We start from the raw sequence: 17540 nt of genomic DNA on the forward strand, positions 1-17540 counted from the left end.
TGTTGATTCAGGAGTACCGACCATGTCCTTGTTTTTCGCACCCGCCCTTCGCTCGCCGCGCACCTTCGACCGCAGCTTCGAATGCTTCGTGAACGATGCCTTCTTCACCGCGCGCCGCTCGCTCAACGTCGAGCAGGACGACAAGAGCTGGACCGTGACGCTGGACGTCCCCGGTTTCGCCCGCGAAGACCTCACCATCGGCATCGAAGGTGCCGTGGTCCGCATCGAGAGCAAGGCCGACACCAAGCGCCAGTTCAAGGCGGCCTACGAGCTGCCGCAGGACATCGACGTCGCCGCCAGCGAAGCCAGGCTCGAAAACGGCGTCCTCACTCTCAAGCTGGGCAAGCTGGTGCCGGTCAGCAACGTGGCACAGTTGACCATCAACTGACCATCCACCCGCCCTCAAGCGGGCCGCTTTCGAGGTGGGCCCCTTGTTTCAGAAGTAGTGAATACGCAAGAGGTGCTACAGGTCGGTAACTTTTTGTTGCCGGCCTTTTTCGTGGCGGTCTCACAATATGTGCCAATAACGTCACATTAAGCGGCGTTTTTTCCTACATATTTTTGCTGTTTTTTGCCTGCTGAGCTTTGGCCGGGTTCTCCGCGCCGGTTGGCGGGCGACTGACGGAGCGACATGAACACGCACCTGAAGCCCGCCTCCGACCATTCCCGCTCGGACACCTTGCTGGTGTTCCTGCCCGGGGCTTTCCTGAAGCCCGAAGAATTCGAGCGCGAAGGTTTCGTCAGTGCCGTCCGGGAGCGTGACTTGGCGGCCGACGCCCTGCTGGTCGATGCCGACGTCTCCTACTACTACGACCAGAGCTTCGTCGAGCGGCTTCACGACGACGTGCTCCAGCCGCAGCGCGCCCTGGGCTACAAGACCATCTGGCTGGTGGGCATCTCGATCGGCGGCTTCGGCGCATTGATCCACGAGCTGGCCCGTCCAGGCCTGGTCGACGGCATCGTCACGCTGGCGCCTTACCTGGGACGCCGGCCGGTCGGCGCGGAAATCCACAAGGCAGGTGGCCTGCGTGCCTGGAAGGCGCCCGAGGGTCCACCGCCCGACGAAGAAGTCGACCGCAAGCTCTGGCCATGGCTGCAGCAGTACGCCGACGACAAGACGGCCCGGCACCTGCCGCCCCTCTACCTGGGCTTCGGCCTGGCCGATCGCTTTGCCGCCAACCACCAGCTCCTGGCCGACGCCCTGCCTGCCGGCCGGGTGTTCACCACCGAGGGCGGCCACGACTGGCCGCAGTGGTCTCGACTGTGGCGCAAGATGCTGGACGTGCTGCCCCTGCCGACGCTGGCCGCCACGGGCAGGAAGAGCACGCCTAGCCGAACTGCGGCTCCGGCGTTCCGAGCGACGCCAGTGGCCATCGCGGCTTGACGTCGAAGGCGTAGCGCCCGGTCGGCTGCTGCAGGCCGGCCTGCAGGCGCATGGCAGCGGCCATGGCGATCATGGCGCCGTTGTCGGTGCACAGGTGCAGCTCGGGGTAGTGCACCCGCACGCCGCGCTTGGCACAGGCGGCATCCAGTTGCGCCCGCAACTCGCGATTGGCACCGACCCCGCCCGCCACCACCAGCCGCTTCAGTCCGCTGTCCTCGATGGCGCGCAGGGATTTCTTCAGCAGCACCTCGACGATCGCCGCCTGCGTGGAGGCCGCCAGGTCGGCCTTGCGTGCCTCCAGCGCCGCGCCGAGTTTGCGCGTCTGCGTCAGCACCGCCGTCTTGAGCCCGGCGAAGGAGAAGTCGAGGTCACCACTGTGCAGCAAGGGCCGCGGCAGCTTGAAAGCCGCCGGATCGCCCGCCTCGGCCAGCTTCGCCAGCCAGGGGCCGCCGGGGTAAGGCAGGCCCATCAGCTTGGCACTCTTGTCGAAGGCCTCGCCGGCGGCGTCGTCGATGGTCTCGCCCATCAGCTCGTAGCGCCCCACGCCGTCCACGCGCATCAGCTGCGTGTGGCCGCCGGACACCAGCAAGGCGACGAAGGGAAATTCGGGCGGGTCGGCGCCGAGGAAGGGCGACAGGAGATGGCCCTCGAGATGGTGCACGCCCATCACCGGCCTGCCGAGCGCGGCGGCCAGCGCGCAGGCGACACCCGCCCCGACCAGCAGCGCGCCTGCCAGGCCGGGCCCGCGCGTGTAGGCGACCACGTCGACCTCGCCCAGGTCGCGCCCCGCTTCCGCCAGCACCGACTGCGCCAGCGGCAGCACGCGCCGGATATGGTCGCGGCTCGCCAGTTCCGGCACCACGCCGCCATAGGCCTGGTGCATCGCGATCTGGCTGTGCAGCGCGTGCGCGGCCAGACGCGGCAATCCGTCCCGGCCACCCTCGACGAGCGCCACGCCGGTTTCGTCGCAAGAAGACTCGATTCCCAATAGAAGCATCCGGCGAGTGTAGAAGCCCGGCCGAACCGGGGCACGAATGTTGCTGCATGCCCGTACGGGGGGCGATGACCCGCCGCCACCACGATGAAATCCGGCCTGAGCTTCCTGATCGCCGCCCTGCGTTGCGAGATCGATGAACTCGATCAACTCGCACGCACCAGTGCGCTCGTCGCCACCATCGGCCGCCTGGTCCACGCGCTGCAGCGCGAACGCGGCCTCTCGAACGTGTTCCTCGCCTCGGCCGGCCAGCGCTACGCGGAGGAGCGCGCCGAACAGGCCGCCGCCGGCCTGCGCGAGGAGGAAGCGGTGCGCGCCTGCTTCGACCGGCTCGAGGCGGATGCCGGCGGCGTGGGCAATGGCGCGCGGCTGTTCAGCCGCATCGCCTGGGTCCTGCCCGGCCTGGACGCCCTCCCCGCCCTGCGCCGCCGCATCAGCGCCGGCGAGCTCACGGCCGCCGAGGCGACGGCGGCCTTCGTCAAGCTGATCGCGGGCCTGCTGGCGGTGGTCTTCGAGGCGGCGGACGGCGCCACCGACCCCGAGGTCTCGCGCCTGCTGGTGGCGATGTTCAACTTCATGCAGGGCAAGGAGTTCGCCGGCCAGGAGCGGGCCTGCGGCGGCGCCGCTTTTGCCTCGGGCCGCAACGACGCGGACCGTCAGCAGCAATGGCTGCACTTGATCGAGTCGCAGGAGCGCTGCTTTCAGGTCTTCGTCGAGTTCGCCGGCGAGGGCATGGCCGCGCTCTGGCACGGCAGCCAGCCCGCGGCCCAACTGGCCGAGCAGGAGCGCCTGCGCCGCGTCGCCTGCGCCGCACCGGCCGGCGTGGTCCTGGACCCCGAGCTGAGCACCGCCTGGTTCGACTGCTGCAGCCGCCGCATCGACGCCATGCAGTCCATCGAGGAACGCCTGGCCGCCGACCTGCGCCGGATCTGCGAGCGCAGGATCGCGCAGGCCCGCGCCGAACTGGAGGCGCACGAGGCCCTGCTCGCACGCCTGCCCGCCGCCGACGGCACGGCCTCGCCGGCCTTCTTCGACGAGCCGCCGATCCAGGAGCGCCAGCCTCGGGCGCTGGAGACCCCCGCGACCTATGGCCGCCAGCTGGAACGTTCGATCCTCGAGATGGTGCAGGACCAGTCGCATCGCCTGCAGGCCATGAGCGAGGAGCTCGACACGGTGCGCGCCGCCCTCAACGAGCGCAAGCTGGTCGAGCGCGCCAAGGGCCTGCTGATGGCGCACCGCCGTCTGAGCGAGGAGGAGGCGCACAAGATGCTGCGGCGCACGGCGATGAGCCAGGGACGGCGGCTGGTCGAGGTCGCCGAATCGGTGCTGGCCATGGCCGAATACCTCCCGGGCGGGCCCGCGCGCTGAGCGTTCCGTTCTCGATTGGTGCACCGCACAACAAGGGTGCCCGTCACGGGGCGCGGCCCGGATCGGGCGCATCCCCGCGCCAAATCATGGCGAATCGCTATGAAATTCGTAGCAATCCGGACTGGCACGCCGCTTGCGTAACTCAGCCGGGCTGCATCCAACGGCGGATGTGGCCTCAACCGACCCGGACAAAGGCGTCCTCACCCGCAGGGGCTCGTGCACGAGCAGCCCTTGCGCGGTGTGGACGCCTTTCTTGTTTTTGATTTGTCTTTGAAACCGGAGCCCGCCCCATGAACGACCTGCTGAAACCGAAACTGAGCCGACGCCGCGTGCTGCAAGCCGCCGCCGTGGGCGCGATCGGCATCGATCCGGCCCTGCGCGCCGCGGTCTGGGCCCAGGGCTCGGACAAGCCCGAGAAGGAGGAAGTCAAGATCGGCTTCATCCCCCTGACCGACTGCGCCAGCGTCGTCATGGCCTCGGTGCTGGGCATCGACAAGAAATACGGCGTGAAGATCGTGCCCAGCAAGGAAGCCAGCTGGGCCGGCGTGCGCGACAAGCTGGTCAACGGCGAACTCGACATGGCCCATGTGCTCTACGGGCTCGTCTACGGCGTGCACCTGGGCATCAGCGGCCCGAAGAAGGACATGGCTGTGCTCATGACCCTCAACAACAACGGCCAGGCCATCACCCTGTCGAAGAAGCTGGCCGACAAGGGCGCCGTCGACGCCGCTTCGCTGGCCAAGCTGATCGCCAGCGAGAAGCGCGAATACACCTTCGCCCAGACCTTCCCCACCGGCACCCACGCCATGTGGCTTTACTACTGGCTGGCCTCGGCGGGCATCGACCCCTTCAAGGACGTCAAGAACATCGTGGTGCCGCCGCCCCAGATGGTGGCCAACATGCGCGTGGGCAACATGGACGGCTTCTGCGTCGGGGAGCCATGGAACCAGCGCGCGATCATGGACAACATCGGCGTCACCGCGGTGACCACGCAGGACGTCTGGCGCGACCACCCCGAAAAGGTGCTGGGCACCACCAGCGACTTCGTCAGGAAGTACCCCAACACCGCGCGTGCGGTGACGGCCGCCATCCTGGAAGCCGGCAAGTGGATCGACACCGGCCTGCAGAACAAGAACAAGATGGCCGAGACCATCGCCGACAAGAGCTACGTCAACACCAGCGTGGACGCGATCAACCAGCGCATCCTGGGCCGCTACACCAACGGCCTGGGCAAGAACTGGGACGATCCGAACCACATGAAGTTCTTCAACGATGGCGCGGTGAACTTCCCGTACCTGTCGGACGGCATGTGGTTCCTCACCCAGCACAAGCGCTGGGGCCTGATCAAGGAACACCCCGACTACCTCAAGGTCGCCACCGAGATCAACCGCATCGACATCTACAAGCAGGCCGCGGCGGCCACCAAGACCTCGGTGCCCAAGGACGTTCTGCGCACCAGCAAGCTCATCGACGGCGTGGTGTGGGACGGGAAGAACCCGAAGCAGTACGCCGATTCCTTCAAGCTGCATGTCTGAGGAGCGCCCCATGGTCAGTGCCGTCTTTCACTCGCCGCTCGACGCGGCCACGGGGCAGGTGGCAGCCCCGGTCCTCGCCCGCCACGTGGCGCCCGCCGCGGCCTTGGCCGCGCAGCCGGTGCGCAAGGAGCCGGAGGAGCGCGCACCGCGCGACTTCGGCTGGGTCTGGCTGCGCGTGCTGCCGCCGGTGCTCGGGCTGGCGCTGCTGGTCCTGGTCTGGGAGCTGGTCGCGCTGAACAGCAGCAACGGCTTCCCCGCACCGGCCGCCGTCTGGCAGCAGGCGGTCACCGTCTTCAGCGACCCCTTCTACAGCAAGGGCCCGAACGATCAGGGCGTGGGCTGGAACGTGCTGTCCTCGCTTCAGCGGGTGGCGCTTGGCTTCGGCCTGGCGGCCGCGGTCGGCATCCCGGCCGGCTTCGCCATCGGGCGCTTCGGCTTCCTCGCGCGCATGTTCAATCCGCTGATCAGCCTGCTGCGCCCGGTGTCGCCGCTGGCCTGGCTGCCGATCGGCCTGCTGGTCTTCAAGGGGGCCAACCCGGCCGCGATCTGGACCATCTTCATCTGCTCGATCTGGCCCATGATCATCAACACCGCCGTGGGTGTGCAGCGCGTGCCCAGCGACTACATGAACGTGGCGCGCGTGCTCAACCTGTCCGAGTGGAAGATCCTCACCAGGATCCTCTTCCCCGCCGTGCTGCCCTACATGCTGACCGGCGTGCGCCTGGCGGTCGGCACCGCCTGGCTGGTGATCGTGGCGGCCGAGATGCTGACCGGCGGCGTCGGCATCGGCTTCTGGGTCTGGGACGAGTGGAACAACCTCAATGTCGCCAACATCATCATCGCGATCTTCGTGATCGGCATCGTGGGCCTCGTGCTCGAGTTCACGCTGATCCGCATCGCCACCGCATTCACGTTCGAAGAGGTGAAGGCATGAGCCGCACGGCCGCTCCGAAGGCGAATGGCACCGCAGCCGAAGGCGAAGGTACTGCAGTGAGCAACACGAACAGCATGAGCGCGATGGCCGATGCGAAGTACATCCAGATCGAAGGCGTCGAGCAGCGCTTCAAGACCCCCAAGGGCAGCTTCCTGGCCCTGCGCGACATCGACCTGCACGTGGCCAAGGGCGAGTTCATCACGCTCATCGGCCATTCGGGCTGCGGCAAATCCACGCTGCTCAACCTGATCGCCGGCCTGACCACGCCCACGCAGGGCGTGCTCCTGTGCGCCAACCGCGAGATCAAGGGCCCCGGCCCCGAGCGCGCGGTGGTGTTCCAGAACCATTCCCTGCTGCCCTGGCTCAGTTGCTTCGACAACGTGTACCTCGCGGTCGAACGGGTGTTCGCGGCGACCGAGAGCAAGGCCCAGCTCAGGGCGCGCACCGACGCCGCGCTGGGCCTGGTCGGCCTCACAGCGGCCGCGCAGAAGCGCCCCGGCGAGATCTCCGGCGGCATGAAGCAGCGCGTCGGCATCGCCCGCGCCCTGTCGATGGAGCCCAAGGTGCTGCTGATGGACGAGCCCTTCGGCGCCCTCGACGCCCTCACCCGTGCCAGGCTGCAGGACGAACTGCTGGCCATCGTGCAGAAGACGCACAGCACGGTGGTGATGGTCACGCACGACGTCGACGAGGCGGTGCTGCTGTCCGACCGCATCGTGATGCTGACCAACGGCCCGGCCGCCACCATCGGCGAAATCCTCGCGGTCGACCTGCCACGCCCGCGCGACCGCGTGGCGCTGGCCGAGGATCCGGTCTACGTGCACGCGCGCAAGGCGGTGATCGACTTCCTCTACACCCGCCAGGCGCACGTCGAAAAGGCTGTCGCCTGAATGGATTGACTCTCCCCCAGGCTTCGCCGGCCGCTGATTCGAAGCGCTCAGGACATGATCACTTGCAGACTATGTTCGTACGAGGCAGTGAGCCGGTCGAAAGTCTCGGCCAGCACTTCGCTGGCGCGCACCAGGTCGGCGCGCCCTTCGGCCCGGTCGGCCTCGCGCACGCCGCGCACCAGCCGCAGCCATTCGTCGCGCGCGCCGCTGAGGGCCCCGCGGATCTCGGGCGAGCTCAGCGGCGCGCGCTCCAGTTCGAGCAGCGAAGCTTCGAAGGCGTCCATCGTGGGGGCGAGGCGCGAGCGCCATTCGTCCCCACCGAGCAATGACGCCAGCAGCGCGTCCTTGGCCAGCCGCTGCGCGCGCATGCGCTGCCGCCCGCACAGGTTGACGATCCGAAGCGCCCGCCGCCCGCCCGATGTTTCGAGCGCATCGGTCAGCGCCTCGGCGGCACCCAGCAGGGCCTCCGCGCTCCCGTCGATCGTGACCAGGGCCGCCGGCGACAGGCGCGCGTCGAGCGCGGCGTCCAGGCTGTCCCAGGCCGTGCGCACGGTGGCCAGCGCCATCTTGCTCAGTTCGTCCAGCGGAAGGGCCGCGAGATGAGCGAGGTTGTCCTGCACACGCGTCGCCGATTCGCTGCGCAAGGCACGGCCGCGGCGCGCGTCGACGCCGGCCAGCGACTGCGCGGCCAGCCGCGCCAGCCGCTGCGAGAGCATGCGAAGCTGTCCCGCGCGGTTGATGGCTTCGGCCCACTGCGCCGCCTCCACCACCGAGCGCGACAGCTCGCCCACGCGCAGGTTCGCATGCATGGCCGCGCCGCGCAGCAAGCCGAAGGCAGCGTCCTCGCCGATGCCGCGCGCAGCCATCAAGAGGCCCTTGGCACGGTCCACCCATTTGCGCTCGTCCAGGTGCGCGAGCGAGCGCGCCAGCGTGTCGCGCAGCGCGGCTTCGCGCCGCCAGCGTGCCTGGGCGCGCGCCAGCAGGGCGCGCAGAGCCGGCGCATCCAGCGTGGCGGCGAGCGACCACGCATGCACGCCGGCCTCCACCAATTCCTCGTGCTGGGAAGGCGCCAATGGACCGCTCACCAGGCTGACCGGATGGGGCGGCGCCCCGGCCCAGGCGCCCCGCAAGGCCGTGCGCAGCGCGGCGATCGACCGCGGCTGGCAGGCCAGCAGCTGCTCGGGCACCCGCATCGAAGCCTGCTGCACCAGCATGTCGCAGGTGGTGGTGCCGATGGCCACCGCATCGGCCTGCGCCAGCAGGCGCAGCAGCGGCTCGGGCTCGGTCTCGGCGTCGGGCAAAACAAGCAGCAGGCGGATCATCGGAGGCGAAAAGCGGGCGGAGGGTGCGCGCGCAGCATAGGCCAAGCCGGGTGGGCATGGGTCTTGCGTCAGGAACGGCGCGGTGTAACGAAGCACCGCTTTGGTGAAGCAACCCGGCCGCAGCGCCGGCACCTCACCGCCTCCAGCGCCGCCGGTTCCCGGCGGACACCTCCCCTTGCCATGTCTGTCCGCGCGGTCGCGCCATCGCCGCGCGGCGGCATGCCGCATTGACGAACCACCGCCATGTCCACCCGCTTCAAGACCTTCCTGAACTCGGGGCACTCGCCCACCCTCTTCGCAGCCTTCCTGTACTTCACGTTCTCGTGCTGCATCTGGGTGCTCAACGGCGCCATGGCCCCCTTCATCAGCGAGACCTTCCAGCTGACCCCGGCACAGAAGGGCCTGATGCTGTCGATCCCCATCATCGCGGGCGCGCTGATGCGCTTCCCGCTGGGCATCCTGGCGCAGTACATCGGCCGCAAGAACGCCACGCTGGTCGAGATGGGGCTGATCGCGGTCGCGATGCTGTTCGGCTTCTTCATGGTGCACAGCTTCAACGACCTGCTGGCCATGGGCGTGCTGCTGGGCATCGCCGGCGCCAGCTTCGGCGTGGCGCTGTCGCTGGGCTCGGGCTCGTTCCCGCCGCAGAACAAGGGCCTCGCGATGGGCCTGGTGGGGGCGGGCAACGTGGGCACCGCGCTGTCGGTGCTGGTGGCGCCGCCGCTGGCGCAGTGGCTGGGCTGGCAGGCGGTCTACGGCGTGGCGGCGGTGGCGATCCTGGTGCCGATGGTCGTGATGGTGCTGTTCGCACAGGAGCCGCCGGACGTCGACAGCCATGCCAGCCTGCGCGAGCACGTGGCCTGCCTGTTCGAGAAGGACGGCTGGGCCTTCAGCCTGATCTACGGCATTACCTTCGGCGGCTTCATCGGCCTCACGACCTTCTTGCCCTCCTACTACTACGACCAGTTCGGCGTCAGCAAGGTGCAGGCGGGCCAGTTGACGATGTTGGCCGCCTTCATGGCCGCGGCGGTGCGCGTGATGGGCGGCTGGATCTCCGACCGCTGGGGCGGTGTGAACACGCTGACCGTGGTGCTGCTCGTGGCGGCCGTGTCGCTGGCGTTGATCGGCTTGAGCTCCGGCTCGCTGGCCGTCACCACGCTGCTGCTGATCGTCTGCTTCGCGGCGCTGGGCGCGGGCAACGGCGCCCTGTTCCAACTGGTGCCGCTGCGCTGGCCCACCACCACCGCGGTGGCCGGCTCGATGATCGGCGAGATCGGCGCGCTCGGCGGCGGCCTGGTGCCCAACGCGATGGGCCTGTCGAAGCAGTATTCCGGCACCTACCTCTGGGGCTTTCTGCTGTTCGCGGTGCTGGCGCTGGTGATGCTGGGCGTGATGCGCTTCATGCAGATCCGCTGGACCCGCACCTGGGCCGAAAAGGGCGGCCGTGCGCGCACCGCGCCCGCGGCACCGGCGGTCGAACGCGGCCGGCCGATGCGCCGCGGCGTCGGAGGCTGAGCGCCATGCACCGCCGCCTTCCCTCCCCCCGCTCAGCGCGGCAGGAACAGCAGCCAGAAGATCAGCAGGGCGTTGAACAACAACGAGATGGCCAGCGCAATCTTCCACAGCGAGGCCGGATCGCGCCGGATCAGCGGCGTGGCGCCCGGGGCCCCGATCGGGCGGGCCGCGCCGCGCTCCAGCGCGAGCAGCATCTCTTCGGCGGTTTCGAAGCGCTGCCGCGCATCGCGCGCCACGGCCTTGCGCACCAGGTGGTCGAGCCACATGGGCACGTCGGGCCGGATGCGCGACAGGGCCACCGGGTCGCGCCGGTAGCGGGCACCCTGGTAGGGCTCGATCTCGCCGTAGGGCAGGCGCCCGCACAGCCACTGGTAGAGCACCACGCCGAGCGCGAACAGGTCGCTGCCGGCGTCGGGCAAGGCGCCCTCCCATTGCTCGGGGTTCATGTAGCTGGGCGTGCCCGCATGCAGTTCGCGCTGCGCCGCGCTCTCGCGGCCGGACAGTGCCACGCCGAGGTCGAGGATGCGCCACTGGCCGTCGTCGCCGAGGTGCAGGTTGCCGGGCTTGATGTCGCGATGCACCACGCCATGGCGATGCAGCCGGCCGAGGGCCTTGCAGACCTGGACCGCGGCTGCGACCACCTGCGCGACCGTGGGCCGCGCACCGCCCTGCGTCATCTGCTCGAGGGTGCGGCCACCATGCCAGTCGAACACGATGTAAAGCGCACTGGCGTCGCCGGCGCGGGGGTGGACGCGCACGAAGCCCTCGCCCTGCGAATTCATCGGAAGGCCTGCGCCCTGGCGGGCTCCGGCACGGGCGCCCTCGGGCGGCCGGGCGGCGCCCACACGCTGCCCCAGCCAGGCCTCGTGGGCCAGCATCGCCCGCTCCTCGGGATCGCTGGCGCGCGACGGGTGCAGTGTCTTGATCGCCACCAGGGCGCGCGTCTTCGCGTCGCGGGCCTGGTAGAGCCGGTGCACGCCGGTGTCGGCGACCCGTGCGGTGATCTGGTAGCCGTCCAGCACGTCCCCCACCTTGAGCGCCGCGGGCGGCGCGAGACGGCGCGCGTCGCCCAGCTCGTCCTGCAGCTGGCGCGCGTCCAGTCCGAGCACGCGGATCACCAGCGCGGTGGCGTTGTCGCGGGTGCCGGCGGCGATCGCGGCAGCGACCAGCGCGTCGCTGGCCTGCTGCGCGTTGCCGGCCAGCGCCAGCTCGGCCACGCGCGCCGGCTTGAGCACGCCGTGCACCCCGTCGGTGCTCAGCACGAAGCAGTCCCCGACGCGCAGTTCGCCCTGCATGTAGTCGACGCGCACGTGGTCGTCCAGCCCCACGGCGCGCGTCAGGCGGCTGCGCAGGTCCGGATGGTCCAGCGCGTGGTCCACGGTCAGCGGCGTGGCCGCGCCTTCCCCCTGGCGCACGCGCCAGGCGCGCGTGTCGCCCACATGGGCCAGCGTGTAGCTCTGCCCGTGCAGGGCCAGCGCAGTCAGCGTGGTCATGGCGCTGTCGTGGCGGCGCCGCCGGTTGTGGTCGGCCAGCCAGGCGTTCTGGGCGGCGATGAGGCGGTCCATGGCGACCGTCGGCTCCCAGGTGTCGGGCGTGGCGAAGTAATCACCCAGAAGGCCGATCACCGTGGTCTGCGCCGCCTCCAGGCCCTGGCCGCCGGTGGACACGCCATCGGCGATGGCGGCGATCAGCCCGCGCGACTCCTCGCCGCGCGGCGCATGCACCGCGCCGGCGAAGTCCTCGTTCTGCGGGCGCGGCCCGCGATGGCTGCTGTAGCCGATCTCCACCTCGAAGCTCATGGCGCGCGATTGTCCACGCCCGCCGCGATGCCTCCCCACTTTGCTTGAGTCCAGAAAGGTCCACCCCATGAAGAAGATGAAACTCGTGATGGTCGGCAACGGCATGGCCGGCGTGCGCACCATCGAGGAGCTGCTCAAGATCGAGCCCGAGCTCTACGACATCACCGTCTTCGGCGCCGAGCCGCACCCCAACTACAACCGCATCCTGCTGTCGCCGGTGCTGGCCGGCGAGCAGACGGTGGACGAGATCATCCTCAACAGCTGGGAGTGGTACGCCGAGAACAACATCACCCTGCACGCCGGCAAGAAGGTGGTGGAGGTCGACCGCGTGAAGCGCATCGTGCGCGCCGAGGACGGTACCGAGGCAGAGTACGACCGGCTGCTGATGTGCACCGGCTCCAACCCTTTCATGCTGCCGGTGCCCGGCAAGGACCTGAAGGGCGTGATCGCCTACCGCGACATCGCCGACACCGACTACATGATCGAGACCGCCCGCACGCACAGGAACGCGGTGGTGATCGGCGGCGGCCTGCTGGGCCTGGAAGCCGCCAACGGCCTGATGCTGCGCGGCATGAACGTGACCGTGGTGCACGTCATGCCCTGGCTGATGGAGCGCCAGCTCGACGACGTGGCCGGCAAGCTGCTGCAGAAGTCGCTGGAGGACCGCGGCCTGAAGTTCGCGATCGGCGCGCACACGCAGGCGCTGGTGGGTGGCGAGGACGGACGCGTCAGGGCCATCCGCTTCAAGGACGGCACCGAGCTCGCCGCCGACCTGGTGGTGATGGCCGTGGGCATCCGCCCGAACGTGGAGCTGGCACAGAAGATGCGCCTGCACTGTGAGCGCGGGATCGTGGTCAACGACACCATGCAGACCGTGACCGACGCGCGCATCTACTCGGTGGGCGAATGCGCCGCGCACCGCGGCATCGCCTACGGCCTGGTGGCGCCGCTGTTCGAGCAGGCCAAGGTGGCGGCCAACCACCTGGCGCAGTTCGGCATCGGCCGCTATTCGGGCTCGCTCACCTCCACCAAGCTCAAGGTCACGGGCATCGACCTGTTCTCCGCCGGCGACTTCATGGGCGGCGAGGGCTGCGAGGAGATCGTGATGAGCGACCCCTTCGGCGGCGTCTACAAGAAGCTGGTGATCAAGGACGACAAGCTGGTCGGCGCCTGCCTTTACGGCGACACGGTGGACGGCAGCTGGTACTTCAAGCTGCTGCGCGACGGCCGCAGCGTGCACGACATCCGCGACAAGCTGATGTTCGGCGAATCGAACATCGGCGACACCGGCCACGAGGGCCACAGCAAGGCCGCGAGCATGCCCGACGACGCCGAGGTCTGCGGCTGCAACGGCGTGAGCAAGGGCACCATCTGCAAGGCGATCAAGGACAAGGGCCTGTTCACGCTGGAGGAGGTCAAGAAGCACACCAAGGCGAGCGCCTCCTGCGGCTCCTGCACCGGCCTGGTGGAGCAGATCCTGATGTTCACCGCCGGCGGCGACTACTCGGCCGCGCCGAAGAAGAAGGCCATCTGCGGATGCAGCGACGCCAGCCACCAGGACGTCCGCGAGGCGATCCGCAAGGAGCACTGGCTCACCCACGCCGAGGTCTACCGCGGCATGGGGTGGCGCACGCCCAACGGCTGCTCCAGCTGCCGCCCGGCCATCAACTACTACCTGATCTCGACCTGGCCCAAGGAGGCGAAGGACGATCCGCAGAGCCGCTTCATCAACGAGCGCAGCCACGCCAACATCCAGCGCGACGGCACCTACTCGGTGATCCCGCGCATGTGGGGCGGCCACACCACCGCCGACGAACTGCGGCGCATCGCGGACGCGGTGGACAAGTACAAGATCCCGACCGTCAAGGTGACCGGCGGCCAGCGCATCGACCTGCTGGGCGTCAAGAAGGAAGACCTGGCGAACGTCTGGCAGGACATCGGCATGCCCTCGGGCTTCGCCTACGCCAAGTCGCTGCGCACGGTGAAGACCTGCGTGGGCAGCGAGTGGTGCCGCTTCGGCACACAGGACTCGACGCAGATGGGCAAGGACCTGGAGCGCGCGCTGTGGGCCATGTACTCGCCGCACAAGGTCAAGCTGGCCGTCTCGGGCTGCCCGCGCAACTGCGCCGAGGCCGGCATCAAGGACGTGGGCGTGATCGGCGTCGACTCGGGCTGGGAGCTCTATGTCGGCGGCAACGGCGGCATCAAGACCGAGGTGGCGCAGTTCCTGGTCAAGGTGAAGACGGCCGAGGAAGTGATGGAGTACTCGGGCGCCTTTCTGCAGCTCTACCGCGAGGAGGGCTGGTACCTGGAGCGTACGGTGCACTACATCGGCCGCGTGGGCCTGGACTACGTGAAGAAGCGCATCCTGGAAGACGCCGAAGGCCGCCGGACCCTGTGGGAGCGCCTGCAGTTCGCGCTGGACGGCGAGCCCGACCCGTGGTTCGAGTCCAGCCAGGCCGCGGTCGACGTGCGCCAGTTCCAGCCCGTCGCCGCCGTCGAAGCCGCCACCCCCCAAGCCGCCTGAAAGGAGAAGCAGCCATGAGCGAATGGAAAGCCATCTGCCGCATCGACGACATCCCCGTGCTCGGCGCCCGGCGCGTCGCCCGGCCCGCGGGCCTGGAAGTGGCGGTGTTCCGCAATGCCGAAAACCAGGTCTTCGCCCTGCTCGACCGCTGCCCGCACAAAGGCGGGCCGCTGTCGCAGGGCATCGTGTTCGGCACCAGCGTGGCCTGCCCGCTGCACAACTGGTCCATCGGGCTGGACGACGGCTGCGCGAAAGCGCCTGACGAAGGCTGCACGCCGCGCTTCGCGGTCAAGGTGGTGGACGGCGTGGTGCACCTGGACGGCGAGGAGCTCGCGAGCCACGCCACGGATCTGGAGCGGCCGATCGCAGGGCCGGTTTCGCGCAAGGTCGCCGCCTGATGAAACAAGAGACACGCTCCACCTGCCCATACTGTGGTGTGGGTTGCGGCGTGCTCATCGAATCCGATGGCGCGCACATCACCGGCGTGCGCGGCGACCCCGATCACCCGGCCAACTTCGGCCGGCTGTGCACCAAGGGTTCGACGCTGCACCTGACTGCCGCGGCTGCCGTGACGCGCCAGACGCGCCTGCTCCAGCCGATGCGTCGCCCAACCCGCGGCGCCTCCCTCGAGGCGGTGGCCTGGGACGAAGCGCTGGACAGCGCCGCCGACCGCTTCGCCCAGGTGATCCGCGAGCACGGCCCCGACGCCGTCGGCTTCTACGTCTCCGGCCAGTTGCTGACCGAGGACTACTACGTCTTCAACAAGCTGGCCAAGGGCCTGATCGGCACCAACAACATCGACACCAACTCGCGCCTGTGCATGAGCAGCGCGGTGGCCGGCTACAAGAAGACGCTGGGCGCCGATGCGCCACCGGTCTGCTACGAGGACTTCCAGCACGCGCAGTGCCTCTTCATCGCCGGCAGCAACACGGCCTGGGCGCATCCGATCCTGTTCCGCCGCATCGAGGATGCCAAGGCCGCCAACCCCGCGATGAAGATCATCGTGGCCGATCCGCGCCGCACCGACACCTGCGAGATCGCCGACCTGCATCTGGCGCTGCAGCCGGGCACCGACGTGATGCTCTTCCACGGCATGCTGCACCTGATGTTGTGGGAGGGTTGGACCGATGCCGCCTACATCGCGGCCCACACCAGCGGTTTCGACGCCCTGAAGGCCACCGTGCGCGAATGCACGCCCGAGCGGGTGGCGCAGGCCTGCGGCATCGCCAGGGAAGACCTGCTGGAGGCCGCGCGCCTCTTCGCCACCTCGGCCGCGACGCTGAGCCTGTACTGCCAGGGCCTGAACCAGTCCGCCTCCGGCACCGCCAAGAACGCGGCGCTGGTCAACCTGCACCTGGCCACCGGGCAGATCGGCAAGCCGGGCGCCGGCCCCTTCTCGCTGACCGGCCAGCCCAACGCGATGGGCGGGCGTGAGGTCGGCGGCCTGGCCAACCTGCTGTCGGCGCACCGCGACCTGGCCAATCCGGCCCACCGGGCCGAGGTCGCCGCCTTCTGGGGCGTGCCCTCGGTGCCGGAGAAGCCGGGCAAGACCGCGGTCGAGATGTTCCAGGCCGCCGCCGACGGCGAGATCCGCGCGCTGTGGATCGCCTGCACCAATCCGGCACAGTCGATGCCGGACCAGGCCACGGTGCGCCGGGCGCTGCAGCGCTGCGAATTCGTGGTGGTGCAGGAGGCCTTCTCCACCACCGCCACCTGCGGCTTCGCCGACCTGCTGCTGCCGGCCACCACCTGGGGCGAGAAGGACGGCACCGTCACCAACAGCGAGCGGCGCATCTCGCGCGTGCGCAACGCGGTGCCGCGTCCCGGCGAGACGCGCGACGACTGGGTGATCGGGGTCCAGTTCGCGCGACGCCTGGAAGCCCGGCTCGGACGCGCGGGCACGCTCTTCCCGTACGCCGACGCCGAGTCGGTCTGGAACGAACACCGCGACAGCACGCGCGGCCGCGACCTCGACATCACCGGCATGAGCTACGCCATGCTCGAGGCCGCGCCGCAGCAGTGGCCGCTGCCCGAGGGCGCGCCCAGCGGCCGCACCCGCCTCTACGAAGACGGCGTGTTTCCCACGCCCGACGGCCGCGCCCGCTTCGCCGACGTGGCCTACAAGCCGGCGGCCGAGGCGCGCGAGGCCCGTTATCCCTTCTCGCTGAACACCGGCCGGCTGCGTGACCAGTGGCACGGCATGAGCCGCACCGGAACCCTGGGCCGCCTGTTCGGCCACGTGCCCGAGCCGACGGTGCAGATCCATCCGCAGGACATGGCACGCCGCCAGCTGAAGGACGGCGACCTGGTGCACGTCACCTCGCGCCGGGGCTCGATCCTGCTGCCGGTTTCGAGCAGCACCGAGCTGGGCCTGAGCCAGGCCTTCATCGCCATGCACTGGGGCAGCGAGTTCATCGGCGGCAGCGCCAGCACCGGCGAGCCGCTGGCCGGCGTGAACGCGCTGACCACCTCCGCCTTCTGCCCCGATTCGAAACAGCCCGAGCTCAAGCACGCGGCGGTGAAGATCCTCAAGGCCGAGATGCCCTGGTCTCTGCTGGCCGTCGCCTGGCTGCCGCAGGAGACGGCGCTGGAGGCGCGCGAGGCCCTGCGCGCGCTGATGGCTGCGTTTCCCTTCGCGAGCTGCGTGCCTTTCGGCGCCGCGGGCACGCTGCAGGACGGCGCGCCGCAGCGCGTCGGCGTGCTGTTCCGCGCCGCCGCCTACGAGGCACCGCCCGAGGAACTCCTGGTCCGTGTCGAGCGGCTGCTCGGACTGGCGGGCCACGACAGCCTGCGCTACGTCGATCGCAAGCATGGCCAGCGCCGCACGGCACGCCTGGTGCGCGAAGGCCAGGATGCCCGCCTGGAGGCCTTCCTGCTGGCTGGCGACACCCGCGCCGAGGCCTGGATCAAGGCCCTGCTGCAGGAGCGCCTGCCGGCCCAGTCCTATGGCCGCCAGCTGCTCAAGCCGGGCGCGGCCGCACCTGTCGGCGTGGCCACGCGCGGCAAGGTGGTGTGCAGCTGTTTCGGCGTGACGCAGACCGCCATCGCCGACACCCTGGCAGGCACCTCGGGCACCGAGGCGCAGCGCCTCGCCGCGCTGCAGGGCGCGCTCAAGTGCGGCACCCACTGCGGCTCCTGCCTGCCCGAGCTCAAGCGCATGGTGCGGGCCGCACCCGTCGGCACAGCCGGCCCCCTGGGCACATCGGCCCTGGTGCTGCAACCATGAGGGCCAGTGCACTTGCGGCCGGCCGGGGCATAAGCGGCCTCCCGAT

The 17540-nt window shown here is 69.5% G+C and carries 13 protein-coding genes; 10 read left to right on the plus strand and 3 right to left on the minus strand.

Translation table 11 applies throughout. From position 1 onward, the window contains the following. Positions 1-28: 28 nt before the first annotated feature. Both ABEA07_RS04225 and ABEA07_RS04230 read left to right on the plus strand, forming a co-directional pair. Positions 29-388 (plus strand): Hsp20/alpha crystallin family protein, encoded by a 360-nt coding sequence (locus tag ABEA07_RS04225; RefSeq protein ID WP_345536294.1) that lies wholly within the window; start codon positions 29-31, stop codon positions 386-388. A 243-nt stretch (positions 389-631) separates the two neighbouring features. Further along, positions 632-1384, plus strand: coding sequence for an alpha/beta hydrolase (locus ABEA07_RS04230; protein ID WP_345536086.1), 753 nt, complete (start codon positions 632-634; stop codon positions 1382-1384). On the opposite strand, the gene tsaD is transcribed toward ABEA07_RS04230, so the two are convergent. Next, positions 1329-2381: a tRNA (adenosine(37)-N6)-threonylcarbamoyltransferase complex transferase subunit TsaD gene (gene tsaD, locus ABEA07_RS04235; RefSeq protein ID WP_345536087.1), complete on the minus strand. Its 1053-nt coding sequence runs from the start codon at positions 2379-2381 to the stop codon at positions 1329-1331. The two genes, ABEA07_RS04230 and tsaD, sit on opposite strands and share 56 nt — an antisense overlap. Before the next feature lie 84 nt (positions 2382-2465). Here tsaD and ABEA07_RS04240 point away from each other — a divergent pair, with 84 nt between their 5' ends. From ABEA07_RS04240 to ABEA07_RS04255, 4 genes are all read left to right on the plus strand, one after another. Beyond that, positions 2466-3746 (plus strand): nitrate- and nitrite sensing domain-containing protein, encoded by a 1281-nt coding sequence (locus tag ABEA07_RS04240; RefSeq protein ID WP_345536089.1) that lies wholly within the window; start codon positions 2466-2468, stop codon positions 3744-3746. A 290-nt stretch (positions 3747-4036) separates the two neighbouring features. Continuing rightward, positions 4037-5281 carry a CmpA/NrtA family ABC transporter substrate-binding protein gene (locus ABEA07_RS04245; protein ID WP_345536091.1) on the plus strand — a complete coding sequence of 415 codons (1245 nt, stop codon included), beginning with the start codon at positions 4037-4039 and terminating at the stop codon, positions 5279-5281. Between the two features lie 10 nt (positions 5282-5291). Next, a complete protein-coding gene (gene ntrB, locus ABEA07_RS04250; protein WP_345536092.1) occupies positions 5292-6215 on the plus strand; it encodes a nitrate ABC transporter permease in 924 nt (307 codons plus the stop codon). An 83-nt stretch (positions 6216-6298) separates the two neighbouring features. Continuing rightward, positions 6299-7105, plus strand: a complete 807-nt coding sequence (locus tag ABEA07_RS04255) for an ABC transporter ATP-binding protein (protein ID WP_345536295.1) — start codon at positions 6299-6301, stop codon at positions 7103-7105. Between the two features lie 47 nt (positions 7106-7152). Here ABEA07_RS04255 and ABEA07_RS04260 read toward each other — a convergent pair whose 3' ends face one another. Next, positions 7153-8427 (minus strand): type IV pili methyl-accepting chemotaxis transducer N-terminal domain-containing protein, encoded by a 1275-nt coding sequence (locus ABEA07_RS04260; RefSeq protein ID WP_345536093.1) that lies wholly within the window; start codon positions 8425-8427, stop codon positions 7153-7155. A 243-nt stretch (positions 8428-8670) separates the two neighbouring features. On the opposite strand from ABEA07_RS04260, the gene ABEA07_RS04265 reads away from it, so the two are divergent. After that, positions 8671-9942 (plus strand): MFS transporter, encoded by a 1272-nt coding sequence (locus ABEA07_RS04265; protein WP_345536094.1) that lies wholly within the window; start codon positions 8671-8673, stop codon positions 9940-9942. 32 nt (positions 9943-9974) lie between these two features. Here the strand turns inward: ABEA07_RS04265 and ABEA07_RS04270 are convergent, their stop codons facing one another. Continuing rightward, positions 9975-11741 (minus strand): bifunctional protein-serine/threonine kinase/phosphatase, encoded by a 1767-nt coding sequence (locus tag ABEA07_RS04270; protein WP_345536095.1) that lies wholly within the window; start codon positions 11739-11741, stop codon positions 9975-9977. A gap of 67 nt (positions 11742-11808) precedes the next feature. Between ABEA07_RS04270 and nirB the strand changes: the two genes are divergently transcribed. From nirB to ABEA07_RS04285, 3 genes are read left to right on the plus strand one after another with little or no spacing between them, the layout of a single operon-like run. Next, positions 11809-14268: a nitrite reductase large subunit NirB gene (nirB, locus tag ABEA07_RS04275; protein ID WP_345536096.1), complete on the plus strand. Its 2460-nt coding sequence runs from the start codon at positions 11809-11811 to the stop codon at positions 14266-14268. 14 nt (positions 14269-14282) lie between these two features. Beyond that, entirely contained in the window at positions 14283-14666 is a 384-nt protein-coding gene (nirD, locus tag ABEA07_RS04280) for a nitrite reductase small subunit NirD (protein ID WP_345536097.1), read from the plus strand. Next, entirely contained in the window at positions 14666-17494 is a 2829-nt protein-coding gene (locus ABEA07_RS04285; protein ID WP_345536098.1) for a nitrate reductase, read from the plus strand. Before nirD ends, ABEA07_RS04285 begins: the two co-directional genes overlap by 1 nt. Positions 17495-17540 lie beyond the last annotated feature (46 nt).

The sequence above is a fragment of the Variovorax defluvii genome (genome assembly GCF_039541515.1).
In the GTDB taxonomy this organism is placed as follows: domain Bacteria; phylum Pseudomonadota; class Gammaproteobacteria; order Burkholderiales; family Burkholderiaceae_C; genus Variovorax; species Variovorax defluvii.